At 43.6% G+C, this 16,729-nt stretch carries 15 protein-coding genes; 11 read left to right on the top strand and 4 right to left on the bottom strand.

Annotation, left to right across the window (positions count from 1 at the left end; all coding sequences use genetic code 11):
• Nucleotides 1–297: 297 nt before the first annotated feature.
• Genes murC through mfd form a run of 5 tightly spaced genes read left to right on the top strand, consistent with a single transcriptional unit; the run spans nt 298 to nt 7,430 of the window.
• Nucleotides 298–1,674, top strand: a complete 1,377-nt coding sequence (murC, locus tag NFR88_RS14380) for a UDP-N-acetylmuramate--L-alanine ligase (RefSeq protein WP_160203072.1) — start codon at nt 298–300, stop codon at nt 1,672–1,674.
• An 11-nt stretch (nt 1,675–1,685) separates the two neighbouring features.
• Nucleotides 1,686–2,381 (top strand): UDP-N-acetylglucosamine diphosphorylase, encoded by a 696-nt coding sequence (locus tag NFR88_RS14375; protein ID WP_160203073.1) that lies wholly within the window; start codon nt 1,686–1,688, stop codon nt 2,379–2,381.
• A 47-nt stretch (nt 2,382–2,428) separates the two neighbouring features.
• Nucleotides 2,429–3,379 (top strand): ribose-phosphate diphosphokinase, encoded by a 951-nt coding sequence (locus NFR88_RS14370; protein ID WP_160203074.1) that lies wholly within the window; start codon nt 2,429–2,431, stop codon nt 3,377–3,379.
• A gap of 27 nt (nt 3,380–3,406) precedes the next feature.
• The gene (pth, locus tag NFR88_RS14365; RefSeq protein ID WP_251617057.1) at nt 3,407–3,997 is read left to right on the top strand and encodes an aminoacyl-tRNA hydrolase; all 591 of its coding nucleotides are present in this window, start codon (nt 3,407–3,409) and stop codon (nt 3,995–3,997) included.
• Complete coding sequence (gene mfd / locus NFR88_RS14360; RefSeq protein ID WP_251617050.1) at nt 3,990–7,430, top strand: transcription-repair coupling factor; 3,441 nt, start codon at nt 3,990–3,992, stop codon at nt 7,428–7,430. Before pth ends, mfd begins: the two co-directional genes overlap by 8 nt.
• Here the strand turns inward: mfd and NFR88_RS14355 are convergent.
• Together NFR88_RS14355 and NFR88_RS14350 are read right to left on the bottom strand one after the other, a co-directional pair.
• Complete coding sequence (locus NFR88_RS14355; RefSeq protein ID WP_251617047.1) at nt 7,369–8,703, bottom strand: MATE family efflux transporter; 1,335 nt, start codon at nt 8,701–8,703, stop codon at nt 7,369–7,371. The genes mfd and NFR88_RS14355 overlap by 62 nt on opposite strands.
• A 166-nt stretch (nt 8,704–8,869) precedes the next feature.
• Complete coding sequence (locus NFR88_RS14350) at nt 8,870–9,361, bottom strand: stage V sporulation T C-terminal domain-containing protein (protein WP_160203078.1); 492 nt, start codon at nt 9,359–9,361, stop codon at nt 8,870–8,872.
• A 165-nt stretch (nt 9,362–9,526) separates the two neighbouring features.
• On the opposite strand from NFR88_RS14350, the gene NFR88_RS14345 reads away from it, so the two are divergent.
• The 5 genes from NFR88_RS14345 (at nt 9,527) to NFR88_RS14325 (ending at nt 13,878) form a co-directional block, all read left to right on the top strand.
• Nucleotides 9,527–10,816, top strand: a complete 1,290-nt coding sequence (locus tag NFR88_RS14345; RefSeq protein WP_251617043.1) for an amidohydrolase family protein — start codon at nt 9,527–9,529, stop codon at nt 10,814–10,816.
• Between the two features lie 15 nt (nt 10,817–10,831).
• The gene (locus NFR88_RS14340; RefSeq protein WP_161907652.1) at nt 10,832–12,433 is read left to right on the top strand and encodes a putative polysaccharide biosynthesis protein; all 1,602 of its coding nucleotides are present in this window, start codon (nt 10,832–10,834) and stop codon (nt 12,431–12,433) included.
• A gap of 2 nt (nt 12,434–12,435) precedes the next feature.
• Nucleotides 12,436–13,245: a nucleoside triphosphate pyrophosphohydrolase gene (mazG, locus tag NFR88_RS14335; protein ID WP_160203081.1), complete on the top strand. Its 810-nt coding sequence runs from the start codon at nt 12,436–12,438 to the stop codon at nt 13,243–13,245.
• A gap of 39 nt (nt 13,246–13,284) precedes the next feature.
• Entirely contained in the window at nt 13,285–13,563 is a 279-nt protein-coding gene (locus NFR88_RS14330; RefSeq protein ID WP_160203082.1) for an HU family DNA-binding protein, read from the top strand.
• A gap of 69 nt (nt 13,564–13,632) precedes the next feature.
• Nucleotides 13,633–13,878 carry an RNA-binding S4 domain-containing protein gene (locus tag NFR88_RS14325; RefSeq protein ID WP_160203083.1) on the top strand — a complete coding sequence of 82 codons (246 nt, stop codon included), beginning with the start codon at nt 13,633–13,635 and terminating at the stop codon, nt 13,876–13,878.
• 64 nt (nt 13,879–13,942) lie between these two features.
• Here the strand turns inward: NFR88_RS14325 and NFR88_RS14320 are convergent, their stop codons facing one another.
• Nucleotides 13,943–14,326 carry a DUF4363 family protein gene (locus tag NFR88_RS14320; protein ID WP_160203084.1) on the bottom strand — a complete coding sequence of 128 codons (384 nt, stop codon included), beginning with the start codon at nt 14,324–14,326 and terminating at the stop codon, nt 13,943–13,945.
• Between the two features lies 1 nt (nt 14,327).
• On the bottom strand, nt 14,328–14,990 hold the full coding sequence (locus NFR88_RS14315) for a YetF domain-containing protein (RefSeq protein ID WP_160203085.1): 663 nt from the start codon (nt 14,988–14,990) through the stop codon (nt 14,328–14,330).
• A 98-nt stretch (nt 14,991–15,088) separates the two neighbouring features.
• On the opposite strand from NFR88_RS14315, the gene NFR88_RS14310 reads away from it, so the two are divergent.
• Complete coding sequence (locus NFR88_RS14310) at nt 15,089–16,228, top strand: MFS transporter (RefSeq protein WP_251617039.1); 1,140 nt, start codon at nt 15,089–15,091, stop codon at nt 16,226–16,228.
• The last annotated feature ends 501 nt before the right edge of the window (nt 16,229–16,729 follow it).

Genomic DNA, 16,729 nt, shown 5'->3' with positions numbered 1-16,729 from the left:
CCAGAATAATTTTTACGACGTTTCACAAGGTAGGAATCATTGAATCGCTCCTTTCGATTCAAGAAGGAAAGCGGAATAGTCGCGATATAATGATTCCAGAATAATTTTTACGACGTTTCACAAGGTAGGAATCATTGAATCGCTCCTTTCGATTCAAGAAGGAAAGCGGAATGGTCGCGATATAATGATTCCAGAATAATTTTTACGGCGCTTCGTAAGGTCATTCACATAATTTTGGAAACAAGAGTCAAACTATGAGAATAGAGTAAATATAGATTAAATTTGGAGGAATAGGCAATGATTCAGCTGAGTGATTATAAAAATATACACTGTATTGGAATTGGAGGTGTAGGACTTTCTGCCATTGCAGAGATTTTACTGGCGAGAGGCTATCATGTTTCTGGCTCAGATATGAAGGCGTCAGATTTAACCGAGAATTTAAAAAGAAAAGGTGCAGAAATTTATATAGGCCATAGAGAATCGAATGTAGAAAATGCAGACCTGATTGTGTATTCTGCAGCCATAGCGGAAGAGAATCCGGAGATTGTCAGAGCTAGAGAAAAGAATATTCCGCTGGCAGGCAGAGCAGAGGTTTTGGGGACTTTAATGGATGATTTTGCAAACAGTATCGCGATTAGCGGGACCCACGGCAAGACTACAACCACTTCTATGGTTTCTTTAATTTTAAACAGTGCCAAGCTGGATCCGACCATCTTAGTTGGTGGCAATCTGGCTGAGATTGGCGGAAATGTAAAGGTTGGAGCGAGTCAGTACTTTGTAACAGAGGCGTGTGAATATAGAGATAGTTTTTTGGAACTTCGTCCTAAAATCGAAGTCATTTTGAATATCGACTCGGATCATTTGGATTACTTTAAGGATATCGACCATATCGTAAGCTCCTTTGACCGATTTGCTAAGGCAGTGCCGGAAGATGGAAAAATAATTGCATATGATGCAAATCCTTTTGTCAGCAAAATTATCAAGGACATCCCTGGTGCCATCACCTATGGTTATAACGAAAGCTGCACCTATCATATTGCAGACGTGTCTTTTGACAGTGAAGGCATGCCTGTTTTTAATGTAAATTATCAGGGCGAAAATTTAGGTACAGTGAAGCTGAGAGTACCGGGTGAACACAATATTCTCAATGCGGTGGGGGCTTTTGCCTGCTGCCATCAGTTGGGGGTGGATTCAAAAATCATTATAGAAACTTTGGGCGCATTTAAGGGAACTCAAAGGCGCTTTGATATTGTTGGCACCACAGAAAATGGTGTTAAACTGGTAGACGATTATGCGCACCATCCGACGGAAATTAAGGCAACTTTGGCTGCGGCTCATAATATCCCGCACAATAAGCTGTGGTGCTTATTTCAGCCGCACACATATACGAGAACATTAGCTTTGTTCAATGATTTTGCTGCCTCCTTCGAAGAGGCGGATGTTTTGCTGCTTGCAGATATTTATGCGGCGAGAGAAAAGGATATCTATAAGATTTCATCTGAGGAACTTGCTGGAGAAATTAAGAAAGAACATCCTGACAAAAAGGTTTATTATATGAGCAGCTTTGAAGAAATTGCAAACTATGTAAAGAAGAATGCAGAAGCTGGAGATTTAGTTATCACCATGGGAGCAGGAGATATTTACAAGGTTGGCGATTTAATTATGGAGAGGTAAAGAGGAGTAAGATGACATATTTAGATTATAAAGAAAAGGAAGCCCTGCGCAAGCAGGTTGCTATTCGCCATCTGGAAAATGGGGTGGAGTTCGTCGATATCAACACTGCGTATATCGACGAAACGGTTACCATCGGTGCCGGCACCTTGATTGGTCCTTGCGTGACTTTGGAAGGGCAGACTTTTATCGGAGAGGGCTGCACCATTTATCAGAATACGAGAATTAAGGATTCTGTCATCTCTGACGGTGCGTCCGTGCAGAGTTCAGTGATTATGGAGAGTAAAGTGGGAAAAGGTACCAAAGTGGGACCTTTTGCCTATCTCAGACCGGGCTGCACCATTGGTGAAAACTGCAAGGTCGGAGATTTTGTGGAGGTCAAGAATTCGTCTCTTGGAGACGGTTCAAAAGCATCTCATCTGACTTACATAGGGGATTCAGACGTCGGAAGAGATGTGAATATAGGTTGCGGTGTGGTATTTGTCAACTATGACGGAACAAACAAGCATCGCTCAAACATTGGGGACGGAGCATTTATTGGCTGCAATACCAATCTGGTATCGCCGGTTTCTGTGGAAGACGGCGCATACATTGCTGCCGGAAGCACTATTACAGAAGATGTTCCGAAAGATTCTCTTGCAATTGCAAGGCAAAGACAGCGGAACATCGAAGGCTGGGCACGGGAAAAGGGATTATACAAAAAGAAATAATAAGTAACATGATTGGCAACAATCGAAGAAAGAAAGAGGTACAAAACATGAAAAACGGCGTTTTTTCGGATTTTAAAGTGTTTTCCGGAAATTCACACACGAAGCTGGCAGAAGAAATCGCATCTATTATGGGTAAGCCGCTGGGTAAAGCTACAGTAACAAAATTCAGTGATGGCGAGATTTCTGTCAATCTTTGGGAATCAGTCAGAGGAATCGATGTTTACATCGTGCAGTCAACTTGTGACCCGGTAAACGATAATCTGATGGAGCTGCTCATCATGATTGATGCCATGAAGAGAGCTTCTGCCGGAAGAATTAATGCGGTAATTCCGTATTATGGATACGCAAGACAGGACAGAAAAGCTAAGGCAAGAGATCCAATTACAGCAAAGCTTGTGGCAAATCTTCTGGTTGCAGCAGGTGCTGACAGAGTGGTTTCTATGGACTTACATGCAAATCAGATTCAGGGATATTTCGACATCCCAGTTGATCATCTGGTTGGCATGCCGATTCTGGCAAGATATTTTAAAGATAAAGCACTGGAAGATGTCTGTGTTGTATCGCCAGATCACGGCAGCGTAACTCGCGCAAGAAACATGGCGCAGTACTTAAATTGCCCGATTGCTATTGTAGATAAGAGAAGACCGGAGCCGAACAAGAGTGAGATTATGAACATTATCGGTAATATTGACGGCAAGAACTGCATTATTCTTGATGACATGATTGACACTGCAGGTACCATCTCCAATGCAGCAAATGCAATCAAGGAACTGGGAGCAAAGGCAGTTTATGCTTGTGCAACGCACCCGGTATTATCAGGACCTGCTGTTGAGAGACTGGAACAGTCCGTCATTGAAGAGCTGGTTCTCTTAAATACCATTCCAATGCCGGAAGAAAAGAAACTGGACAAGATGACTTTCTTGTCCGTTGCACCTCTTTTTGCAGAAGCCATGACGAGAATTTTCACCAATGGTTCTGTAAGTAAATTATTCGACTAATTTTCATGTAAAGGAATATAATTTGTTATGTATGTGATAGCAGGACTGGGAAATCCCGGAAAAAAATACGAAAACACCAGACATAATATGGGGTTTATTACCGTAGACCAGCTGGCAATAAAACATGACATAAAAGTAGATAAACTGAAATTTAAGGCGCTGGTCGGCGAAGGAAGAATCGCTGGCCAGAAGGTCCTTCTGGTAAAGCCACAGACCTATATGAATCTAAGTGGGGAGTCCATTCGCCAGGTCATGCACTTTTATAAGTTGGATCCCGAGAAACTCATTGTGATTTACGATGATATTGATATCGAATTGGGAGCCCTGCGCATTCGAAAATTCGGAAGTGCGGGTACTCACAATGGAATGAAATCAGTCGTCTATCAGCTGCAGTCTGACCGCTTTCCGAGAATCAGAATCGGAATCGGAAGCCAGAAAAAGGGAGACCTTGTGGATTTTGTAATTGGAGGATTTTCAAAGGAAGAAGTGCCAGTGCTGGAAGAGACGGTAACCAAGGCGGTCAGTGCAATTGAATGCATCTTAGCGGAAGATGTAGATATTGCTATGAACCGGTATAACACAAAAAAGGCAAGACCGAAGAAGGAAGAACATGAATAATAAGGGAATCATTAATATTTCAGGAATCTCTGAAAGCAGATGTGCACCTGTTATTTCCCATATACTGAAAGAAGAAGGACAGAGTCTGATTGTCACAGCCAGCAGCGCCCGTGCAGGGAGGCTGGCATCAGACCTTTCTTTTTTTTCGGAGAGGGAAATTTTGGTGCTGCCTGCGGAAGATCAGGTATTCTTGCGCTACGAGGCCAAGAATCACGACCAACTTATAGAACGACTCAAGATTTTAAAGGCGCTTAGGACAAAGGAAGATTGCATTGTCATAGCGCCTGTTTCTGCTGCCGTAAAAAAGATTACACCTCATAAAAATTTTGAATCTTCTTCCATGAAGGTTTCTTTGGGCGACGATCTTGACTTGGGCAAGGTAAAAGAATCTCTGGTGAAGCTGGGCTATGAACGTATGGAACTGGTGGATACCAAAGGGCAGTTTTCCTTAAGAGGTGGTATTTTAGATATTTTTACGCCGGACAGTGAACTACCGTACAGAATTGAGCTATTTGATACGGAAGTGGACTCCATTCGTAATTTTGATATTGAGACCCAGCGCTCTGTAGAAAATCTCCAGTTTGTGGAAATCTATCCGGCTGAGCATATGTTGGCGGATAAAGGGATTTTTGAAGAGGCAGCAAAGCTTTTGCATAGGGAATATACGGCGCAGGCAAAGCGGCTTTTGAAAAAGGGAGATGACTTTGAAGAGGCGGCGACCCACCTGGAAAAGCGCAGAGATGAGCTTTGTGAATATATTACCAATGTGTCTAATCTGCAGCTTCTGGAAAACTATCTTCACTATTTCTACGAAGAAACGGAATACCTTTGGGACTATATGGAAGGCGGCACGATTATCATAGATGATCCCGACAGAATTTGTGAATATTTGGATGCCAGAAGCACGGAAACGAAAGATGATTTTAAAATTTTCCTCGAGCGGGGGCAGGTGATTCCAAAGGACATGGAACTGCTTTCCGGCAGGGAAGACTTTTATAAAATTTACCAAAAAGAAAGTGTTTATGTGTTGACCCCATTCGCTAAGGCAATCAAGGGTGTGGAGCATCTTACGGCTGTTCACAGTGTGCAGAGCAGGCAGATGGTGGAGTTCGGCGGCAGAATGGAGCTTTTGGAAGCAGAGCTAAAGAATTATGCGAAGAAGCAGTATAAAATCGTCATTGCAGCATCCTCCAAAGAGAGAATCGGCAATCTGCGGGAATTTGCGCAGCGAATCGGACTCGACGAAAAAATCATCTTTGCTGAGGGAACTCTCAGCGCCGGAATGGATTTTCCGGAGGAAAAGATTTGTTATATCAGTGAAAATGATATCTTCTCCGGTCAAAATCTGCAGCGAAAGAAGCGAAAAAAGAAAAAGACTAAATCGGAACAGATTAAGTCCTTTGCAGACATGAGGAGCGGTGATTTTGTGGTTCACGAAAATCACGGAATCGGTAAATTCCTGGGTCTTGAGCAACTGAGCGTGCAGGGGGAGCAAAAGGATTACCTGAAGATCAAATATGCCGGAAACGACATGCTTTACGTGCCTGTTGAGCAGATGGATATGATTCAGAAATACATTGGCTCTGATGGTGCGTCGCCTAAGATAAATAAGCTGTCCGGCGGCGAGTGGAAGGCAACGAAGGCAAAGGCAAAAGCCGCCATCGCTGAAATGGCACAGGAGCTTCTAAAGCTTTACGCGCAGCGGAAAATGCAGAAAGGTCATGCTTTCTGCGAGGATACAGTTTGGCAGAAAGAGTTTGAAGAGGCATTTCCATATACTGAAACTGACGATCAGCTTCGTTCCATCGAGGAAATCAAAGAGGATATGGAGCGGCCTCAGGCCATGGATAGACTGCTCTGCGGTGATGTAGGCTTTGGAAAGACAGAGGTTGCAGCAAGAGCTTTGTTTAAGTGCATTGCAGATGGCAAGCAGGCGGCAGTACTGGTGCCTACCACCATTTTGGCAAATCAGCATTATTACACGCTAAAAGAGCGTTTTGAGCAGTTTCCACTCAAAGTAGAGATGTTATCTCGCTTCCGCTCGGAAAAGCAGCAGGAGCAGATTATTGACGCCCTTGGAAGGGGGCAGGTGGACCTTGTTATTGGTACCCACAGACTTCTTTCCAGTGATGTAAAATTTAAGGATTTAGGTCTTTTGGTTGTTGATGAAGAGCAGCGTTTTGGAGTGGCACATAAAGAGAAAATCAAACAGATGAAACAGAACATCGATGTTTTGACTCTTTCTGCAACGCCGATTCCAAGGACGCTCAACATGTCCCTGACGGGCATTAAAGACATGAGTGTCATTGAGGAGCCGCCGGAAGAGCGATATCCTGTACAGACTTATGTGCTTGAGCAGGAAGATTTCATGATTCGTGAAATCATCACGAGGGAACTTGATCGAGGCGGGCAGGTCTTTGTCGTGTACAACAGGGTGCGGGGCATTAACAAACTAGCGGACAATATCAGAAGCCTGGTGCCGGAGGCAAGAGTCTGCGTAGGTCATGGTCAGATGAACGAACATGCCTTAGAGGATGTTATGCTGAGCTTTATCAACGGCGAACACAATGTTATGGTGGCGACGACTATTATTGAGTCGGGAATCGACATTTCCAATGCTAACACCATGATTATCATAGACGCGGACAAATACGGGCTTTCTCAGCTTTATCAGCTGCGAGGACGCGTAGGCAGATCCAACCGCATGGCATATGCTTATCTGATGTATCAAAAGGACAAAGTTTTGACGGAGATTGCGGAAAAAAGGCTGAAAGCCATTAAGGAATTTACGGAATTTGGCGCAGGCTTTAAAGTAGCTATGCGTGATCTTGAAATTCGCGGCGCAGGAAATCTTCTTGGCAGCGAGCAGAGCGGTCATATGATGAACATCGGCTATGAGCTTTACTGCAAGCTGGTAGACGATGCAATCCGCGCTTTGCAGGGAGAGGTAGTAAACGACAACCAGGAAGAAATTTCCGTGGAGCTTGCGGTTACTGCCAATATTCCGACTTGGTATATTGAGAATGAAACTCTGAAATTGCAGATGTATAAAAAAATCGCCACTGTCAGAAATGAAAGTGACGAAGATGAAATTATCGATGAAATGATGGACCGCTTTGGCGATGTACCGCGGGAAACTTTGAATCTGATTCGCATTTCCAGGATCCGCAGCATGGCGGAGAATTTGGCTGTCTCCCGAATCTACGAGCAGCAGGGTAAGGTTATCGTGGCATTCGGCGAAAAGAATCCTCTAAACGGCTATGCCCTGATGAATGTGAGTGAAGCCTTCGGTATGAGAACATTTGTGCACGGCGGAGTAGAGCCTTACATCAGACTTACTGTAAAACCGACAGAAAAACTGAAGGATACGGTTAAGCTTTTGCAGATTTTGCAGGAACAGAAGAGTGTAAAGCCTGCCGGGGTGAAAGCTTAATGCAGTAAAAAGATACTGCGAAAGTTAGTAGCTGCGAGCAGAGGGCTGCAATCCAGATGCCGGAAAGATTCCAAAGCCTGGGCAGAATCAAGAGCAGTATTAGCAAAAAGATTGGCTCTGCATAGACCAGCATATAGGCGAATCGGTTTTGCTCAGTGGCGTAAAATGCCGATGTAGTAACTTTGACAAATGCCAGCGGGATAAAGCCTGCCAGAAAATAGGGCAGCGTTGCGGCAACTTCCGCACGCACTGCTGCAGAAGCGCCGAACAAAGAAGCGGCACTTCCGCGAACAAGAAACAACAGTACCATGCAGATGGCAGCAAGAACCAGTGCAGTTCCGTAAGCCATTTGCCTGGTACTTTTTACGTAGTCGTGCTTTTGTTCACCATAATATCTGCTGATAAGAGGCTGGCAGCCGTCGCCGACGCCTTGCAGAAGAAGCAGGATAATCATAGTGATGTAAGAAACTGCAGCATAACATGCCACTGCCATTTCCCCGCCGTAAATCATGGCAAATTTGTTCATGAGAATCAGGATGATGTTAGGTGAAAAAGTTAGACCAAAGGGGGACAGGGCAACGCCTACGATGGCGGCAGCTTGTTTTTTCAGTATTTTTAATGGCGGCAGTGAAAAGCCGATTTTGTTCTTGATTAGGTAGAACAGAGCCAGCAGCATGGTAACACCTTGTCCAGTCATTGTGGCAGCAGCAGCACCAACAAGCGACCATTCCAGTTGCCAGACGAAAAGCCAGTCCAGGACTATATTGGTTAAAAAGCCGCAAATCATGGCAGTCATGGCAAAGAGAGAGCCGCCTAGATTTCTGATTAGGGGAACAAAGCCAGTGCCGAAGATTTGGAAAGCGGCTCCAAGGACAATGACTTTCAGGTATGCTGTGCCCATGTTTAAGACCTCGCCTTCCGCACCAAAGAGAATCAGCAGAGGTTTTGAGGCGAAGATGAAGAGAGCCGCGGAAGCGAAGGAAGACGCAAGAAGCAGCAGGATTGTTACATGGAAGTAGCTATTCGGATTGTTTTGACTGTCTTGTTCACCTCCCAGATGTAGGGAGTACTGTACTGCGCCGCCCATGCCGATACCGGTGCCAAGAGCTTGCAGCAGGGCTGTAACTGGCCACGCAAAGTTGATGGCGGCAAGCCCCGCATCTCCTATGCTGTTTCCAATAAAAAAGCCGTCAACAATGGCGTAAACCCCTGATAAGGCAAAAGCCAGCACAGAGGGGATTACATAATAGAAAAAAACGGCATGTTTGCGCATGTTGTCGATTCTCCTTTAGAATAATATCGTGCTTTCAGTCTATCAAACGGGAAAGGTGTTTGTCAAGGCAGGGACATATTTTGAAACAGTAAATCTCCGTTCACTGGCAGTTTGTTTTTCCTGATACAATAAAGAGTGTGCAGCTAGATATGCACACTCTTTACTATTAGTCATATAATCTTTTCGCAATGAACTCAGCGCCGATTTCAGCAGCTTTCAGTTCTGCTTCGCCAAGGTCTTTATCTTCCGGCGCAAGGACTGTAATGGAGCCGATGGCATCACCTTGCGAGACGATAGGAACAATGAGTTTTCGTCCGCTTTGGAATCTATCTTTGGACTGAATGATGTGGTCCAGTTCTGCATCGATTTTGTCATTTGCAAATTGACGCTTCTGCTTGCCTGCAGCGGCAACAAAGCTGTCTGTGTCGGAAACGGCTACGGTGCTGCCTAAAATAGAAGAGGCGGTTTCAGCAAATTCTGCTGCGATTTGGCTCATATCACCAATTGGGGAATATTTCTTTAGAATAATTTCACCGCTTTCACCAGTATATATTTCTAAAGGGTCGCCTTCTCTGATTCTGAGGATTCTTCTGATTTCCTTAGGAACGACCACTCTTCCCAGGTCGTCGATTCGTCTTACAATTCCGGTTGCTTTCATGTAACTTATTCTCCTTTATTACAAATATTGTATCTCTAGTCTTTGCTTTGCTATGAAAAATATACCGGGCAATTTATAAAATCTTCATAATTTATCCGTTCAAACCCATTGGCATAAAAAGGGAATCATGTTACAATACCGGTATAACCTGATGGAGGAAAGAATATGCTTTTTAAAGAAATTACAATCTTGAATCAAAATTTTGAGATTGAACACGATATGTATGTCGGTACGAAGGATGACAGAATTATTTATATTGGCAAAGATACACCGATGGAAGATTTTGGAGAAATCTATAGCGGAAAGAACCGGCTGCTGATTCCGGGCTTTTATAATGCGCATGCCCATTCTCCTATGGCTCTCATGAGGGGCTATGGTGAAAATCTGGCGTTGATGGATTGGCTCAACACGCGGATTTTTCCTTTTGAGGACAGACTAAACAGCAATGCGGTGTATTGGGGCACGCTCCTTTGCATGGCAGAATCTTTGCGTTATGGTATTATATCTTCTTCTGATATGTATTATTTTATACCGGATATGGTAAAAGCTGTGGCAGATAGCGGCGCAAAAGCGAATATTTCCCGGGCAGTGGCAAATCCTATGGGTATGGATATTACAAAGCTTCCGTCCATGACAGAAGCCAGAGACGCAATCACACAGTTTAACGGTATAGAAAATGGCAGAATCATTATAGACGCCAGCATTCACGCAGAATATACAAGCAACGAAGAAACAGTAAGATGTGTAGCAGATTTGGCTAAGGAAATGGATGTGCGAATGCATGTACATTTGTCGGAAACAAAGTCAGAGCATGAAGAGTGCAAGGCGCGTCACGACGGCATGAGTCCGGCACAGTATTTCAACCAATGCGGCATATTTGATGTGCCGGCAATTGCAGCACACTGCGTGTGGTGTGAAGGAGAAGACTTCGATATTCTAAAAGAGAAAGGCGTGACTGTCGCGTCAAACCCAGTCAGCAATCTGAAACTTGCCAGCGGAATCTGCAACGTGACTGAAATGCTGAAGCGGGAAATCCCTGTGGCTTTGGGAACAGACAGCGTGGCAAGCAACAACAACCTAAGTTTCTTTGAGGAGATGAAGACTTTTGCAATTTTGGCAAAGGTAAGAGAGCAGAATCCGACTGTAATAACACCAAAGCAAGCGCTTGAAGCAGCGACTATAAATGGCGCACAGGCACAGGGAAGATATGACTGTGGAGCCATAAAAGAAGGAAACAAGGCGGATTTGCTGGTGCTTCGCACAGATGTGGCTAACATGCACCCGGTGCATAATATGCTGAATAACATCGTATATTCAGCCACCGATGGTGATATCGTCATGACGATGGCAGATGGAAAAGTACTCTATAAAGACGGAGAATATACTACCATCGATATAGAAAAGACAATCTTTGAAACAGAAGCTGCCACAGCAGCAATTTTAAAACAACTATAGAAAGCGAAAGGGATTATGTCAAACAAGGGAAATAAGTTTATCAAAGGCGCAGCAGTGCTTGGTATTGCAGGTGTTGTCATCAAATTGCTGGGAGCGGTTTTTAGAATTCCTCTAACCAACTGGATCGGTGCTGACGGCATGTCCTACTACGGATTTGCATATACCATTTACGGTGCGCTTTTAGTGTTGTCTACGGCGGGCATTCCGGTGGCAATTTCACGTATGGTATCGGAGCGAATTGCTGTAGGGGAATACAGAAATGCCCATAAGGTATTTAAGGTTGCCACATCTTTACTGTTTGGAATCGGTATCGTCTCTTTTGCAGCATGCTTTTTCGGAGGAGAAGCAATCACTAAAGCCCTTGGAAATCCAGATGCTGCGCTGGCGGTAAAAGCCATTTCTCCAGCGCTGCTCTTTGTGCCGATGTTTTCGGCATTCCGTGGATATTTTCAAGGGCGGCAGAATATGAATCCTACTGCCATCTCTGAAATAACGGAGCAGCTCATTCGTGTTATCGTGGGTCTGGCTCTCGCCTATAAGCTTTTGGATACAGGGCTGAAAGAAGCTGCGGCAGGCGCTTCTTTTGGAGCATCGGCAGGTTCTATCGCAGGTCTTGGCATTATCGTTGTTATCTACATGCTGAATCGCAGGGTCATTCACCGAAAAATCGACTTGAATAATAAACAGGTGGAGGAAACTGGCGTTATTCTGCGTAAAATCGTCGGAATTGCAATTCCAATTATAATCGGCAGTGAGATTATGCCGATTATGACTTTGATTGACACAGGCATTATTATGACTAGACTGCAGGCGACAGGATGGTCTTACGAAGAAGCAAAGACTCTTTATGGGCTTTTAAGTGGTTTTTGTAATTCGTTGATTGCATTTCCGCAGGTCTTTACGCAAGCTGTAGCAGTCAGCTTGGTTCCTGCTATTGCAGCAGCGTTCAAGGTTCATAACAGACAGGGCGTGCAGGAAAATATTCAGCTGGGGTACAGGACGACCATGATTATGGCGTTTCCTTGCGCATTTGGTATTTTTGCACTAGCAGAGCCAATTATGATTTTGCTGTATTCCGATCAAAAAGCCAGTGCAATCGCTGCAGTACCGACCCTGATGATTATGGCAATCAGTGTTATTTTCCTAGCGATTACGCAGACTTCTGTCGGCGTGCTGCAGTCTATCGGAAAGCAGATGTTGCCAGTGATTCATCTTGCTATAGGCTGTGTAGGAAAAGTCATTCTGACCTTTATTCTGGTCGGGATTCATGATATCAATATCAAAGGCGCTGCTGTGGGCACCATGTTTGCCTATGTGGTAGCGTTGGTCCTCAATAACAGATCAGTAAAGCAGTATACAGGCGTTAAATTTAACTACAATCTGACCTATATCCGCCCGTGTCTTGCTGCTATGCTTATGGGGGTATGTGCTTTTGCAGCATATCGCCTTGCAGCAGGATTTCTTGGAAATAGCATTGCGACGCTGTTTGCCATTATGGTAGGCGTCGTGGTGTATGTCATTTTAATCTTTACCCTGAAAGCTATTACTCTGGATGAAGTGGAAACAATGCCAGGCGGAACCAAACTTGTAAAAATTTTAAAGAGGTTTGTAAAATAATTATGAAAAAAGAGTATGAAGCACTGTATTTGACAAAAGATAATGAGGCGGACGCACTTTTGCGTCTTGTAGAAATCGTAAAGATTTTGCGAAAAGAATGTCCATGGGATAGGGAACAGACCCACGAAACGCTGACCAAATGTATGCTGGAAGAGGCTTATGAAGCCGTAGATGCCATTTTAGAAAAGGACACGGAGAATCTAAGGGAAGAACTGGGAGACGTACTTCTGCAGGTAGTTTTTCATAGCAATTTATCAGAAAACGAAGGACATTTTGATTTGAAAGATGTCATTAATGAGGAATGTGAGAAGATGATTCGCAGACATCCGCACATTTTTTTAGAAGATGATGCAAAAACTATTGACAAAGCCCTTGAAAAATGGGAGAATATGAAGAGCCGAGAGCATGAGGAACTTAGATATACCGATCGGCTGGTAAGAGTGCCTAAGGCATTACCTGCTTTGATTAGAAGTTCCAAGGTTCAGTGCAAGGCTGCCAAAGTTGGGTTTGATTGGCCCGATGCAGAAGGTCCCTTTGATAAAATTCAGGAAGAGCTTGCAGAATTGGTACAAGCTTACAGAGAGCGCGATGATGCGCATATCGCTGAAGAATATGGGGACTTGCTGTTTTCGATGGTCAATACTTCCAGATTTTTAAATATCGATCCCGAGGAATCTCTGAATCAGGCTACCGTTAAGTTTATCAAGCGCTTTGACTGTATGGAGAGGATTGCACGGAAGAGAGGATTGGATTTAGCAGATCTGAGCCTAGAAGAAATGGACAGACTTTGGCAAGAGGCAAAGAAAGAGTAAGTTCAATGCTTATCTATAATTTTAAGGAGGATTTTTAGAATGAATAAGGCTGAACTCGTTGCTGCAGTAGCAGAAAAGACAAATTTTACCAAGAAGGATGCAGAAGTTGCTATTAACGCATTCCTCGCAAGCGTAGAAGAGGCAATGGTTAAGGGAGATAAAGTACAGTTAATCGGATTCGGTACTTTTGAGACTAGAGAAAGAAAAGCTAGACAGGGAAGAAATCCTAGAAAACCGGAAGAAGTAATCGAAATTGCTGCTTCCAAGGCTCCTGTATTTAAAGCAGGTAAGGCTCTGAAAGACGCAGTAAACAAATAATAGAGCATTTACAGAGGACAACCCTGCGTTGTCCTTTTTTCTTTTTAAACTGGGATAGGAGGGAAACTCATGAGAATCGATAAATTTTTAAAGAACTCTCGCTTGATTAAGCGCAGAACTGTGGCAAAAGACGCTTGCGATCAGGAGCGTGTATCCGTGAACGGCAAAGTTGTGAAAGCTGGTGCAGAGGTAAAGGAGGGAGATGTGATTCACATTTCTTTCGGCAACAGCTCTCTTACAGCAAAAGTGCTGAAGCTGACAGAATCCTGCCGCAAAGAGGATGCTGCGGATATGTATGAAATCATAGAAGACTAAAGACAGGGTGAAACAGCGGTGGGTATGCTGTAAAAGCCCTGTCTTTTCCAGTGCATCTATTTTATTATAGAATATTGCGTAGATGAAGCCCTTCGTTTTCGTGAAGTACACGAAGCTGCTCTGTCAATGCCAGAAGTTCGCCGCTGCTGTTTGATACATCTTTTGCCTTGATATACATTAACGTTTTGGCAAACTCTTCGTCGGCGGTGTTGATGGGCTGTGTGTCGAGAAAATACAGCGCTTTGTTCTGGTATTCATGCCATATTTTGTATTGTTCTTTAAAGGTATCATAGGCTTCATCCCAGTTTTCGTTTTGGATAGCTGCCATAACTACATCTTCGCATTCAGTGATGATTCCATTCAGATTTTCATCGGAGTAGTGGTAGAAGATTCCCCAGCAGCCGATTAAAAGCGCCAGAGAGATAATTGAAGTGATTAGTGCTCTCATTTTAGTACACCTCGCCAGAAAAATTTTGTTTGTGTTGCGGCATAGGATAAACATGAAACATGCTTTTTCCATCATAGAAGGCGACAAAGACTTCGCTAATATCGGTAATACCTTTTGCCTGAAGCATGCAGAGCAGGGTATTGTAATCGGTATCAGTCTTTGCCATGTTTTCTTCATAAAGTATGCCGTCGCTAATCAGTACCAGCGGTAGTTTTTCCTGATCTGTCTTTGCGATAATAGAAAGTTCTCCGTTAGATTCCATAACGGCATATTCTACGTCTGAAATAGAAGGGCAGTTGCCCAGACGGAGCTGTTCAAACAGATCGTTGACGGTAATGCGAAGCCTTTGCATCTCTTTTACATTAATCATGCCTTTGTCAATAATGACACTGGGTCTGCCGTTGATGAAATTCTTAAATTTTTCGTTTTTGATAGAAATATAAGAAAGCAGTACCTGCAGGAAAAGCAGTGTAAAGATTGCCATAGCGCCGTTGATCAGAGAAGATGACGGCTCGTCGATAGGAATAGAGGCAAGTTCAGCGATCATAAACAGAACTACCATCTGAAAGGTCGACATCTTTGAAAGTTCGGATTTTCCCATGACTCGCAGGGTGAAAAGCACGACTAAGTATAAAATAAAGGTTCGAATACAAACGATAATCAAAAAATACACCTCCAAATAATTGATATTGCTATTGTGTACCGAGGCGTGATTTGCTATACTACTTAATACTATAAATTTAAAAAAAAGGAAGAAATAGTTTGAAAAAGACGACAAAATTTAAATTATTTTATACATTCGGCTATGCTGCTATGGGGGTTATCAATCCACTAATCGGGCAATATATGGCAAGCATTGGATTTAGCGGAACGCAAATCGGCACGGTGACTTCCATGGCAACAGCAATTGCTGTTTTTGCGTCCACTTTTTGGGGCAATCGATATGCCAACAGCCGCGATGGAAGAAAAGTAATTGCGCTGATATGCCTTTTAGCGGGTGCAATGGCTGTCTGTAATTCTTTTGTGACGATATTTCTGATTTTTATTGCGACCTATGGTCTGGAATATTTTTTCCAGGGACCAGTCATGGGACTGTGTGATGCGCTGGTATTGGAAGAGGATCAGGTGCATTTTTCGGCGATTCGGCTATGTGGCGCTGCTGGGTACGCAGCAGCAGTTTTTGCAGGGGGTAAAATCGGAGGAACATGGGGCCTTGAAAATATTTTTTATCTCAATGCGGTCGCTTTTGGACTGGCGGCATTTACCATTATGACTGTGCAGCGTGATGAGGACGCTGCTGCAAGCGCTGCCTGTAATGGAAAAAGAATCCGTTATAAGGAACTTCTGAAGGAAAAGCGGGCGCTGCAGCTGATTCTTTGTGGCATTTTCGTCATGGGCACTAATGTGGCAAACAATACTTATTTTAGCTTTCTTTTTACAGAAGGCGGCGGCAGCGTAGCAGGCGTAGGAACTGCTTTTCTTCTCATGGTAGGAAGTGAGGCGCCGTTTATGGCGCTGGCGCCAAAGCTTTGCGCAAAATTTTCAAGAGAGAAAACCATAGCCTTTGCTATGGTGCTGTCTGCAGTGCGTTTTGGGCTTTATGCACTGGGACCTTCTGATATATTTCTGCTAGCTACTTTTTTCTTGCAAGGCATGGTAAATGGGATTCTGCTGACTGAATACGTTAAGTATCTATCGGAGACAGTGGCTTTTCGCCTCATTGCGCTGACAGTAGCAGCCTTTTATGCAGTCAGTTCCAATGGCGGTACGATTTTGTGCAATTTCTTTGGAGGGGTAGCAATGGACTTCTTTGGCGCGACTGGCGTGTATGCACTGTTTAGTGGCATGAATGTGATAGGTGTTGTGCTTTATATTGCATTCGGGCTGCATAGCAAGAGGTGAGATATAGCAATTCGGCAAAGAGCGGAGATGTAAAATGGGATTTTTGCTGTTATATATGTGCTGACTTCAGATTGAATGTCGAAATGAATTTCTGCATTACAGAACTTTACCCTTTATTACATCAAAAAAAGGAAAACCAGCAGGTGCTGTTGGGTGATAAATGCAACCTGGATTAGTATCTAAGAAAAAATAGAGGATTTTTTGTAGAATCTTAAAAATATGTACATGCATACTGCTAGTTTTTGCGCAAATTTCTGCTTAAAGATAAGAAAATTTAGTTTGTAGTAATATCAAAAGATTGAACTTTGCATTTTTTTAATCGAATTTTGCTTTTTTCTGTAAAGTGAAATACGAAATGTCAGCAAAGATTTTGCTTGCAAACAAGCCGAAACAATGCTAAAATATTTGGGTACGTAAGTAAAACTTTATATCAGGCGTTGAAGGAACCAGTAGCCCGGCGTAATACCCTTACAGAGAGGTCATCGTTTGCTGAGAGATGAT

Source organism: Senimuribacter intestinalis (assembly GCF_943192965.1).
GTDB lineage: Bacteria > Bacillota > Clostridia > Peptostreptococcales > Anaerovoracaceae > Senimuribacter > Senimuribacter intestinalis.
This window is presented reverse-complemented; position numbering and strand designations above follow the sequence as displayed.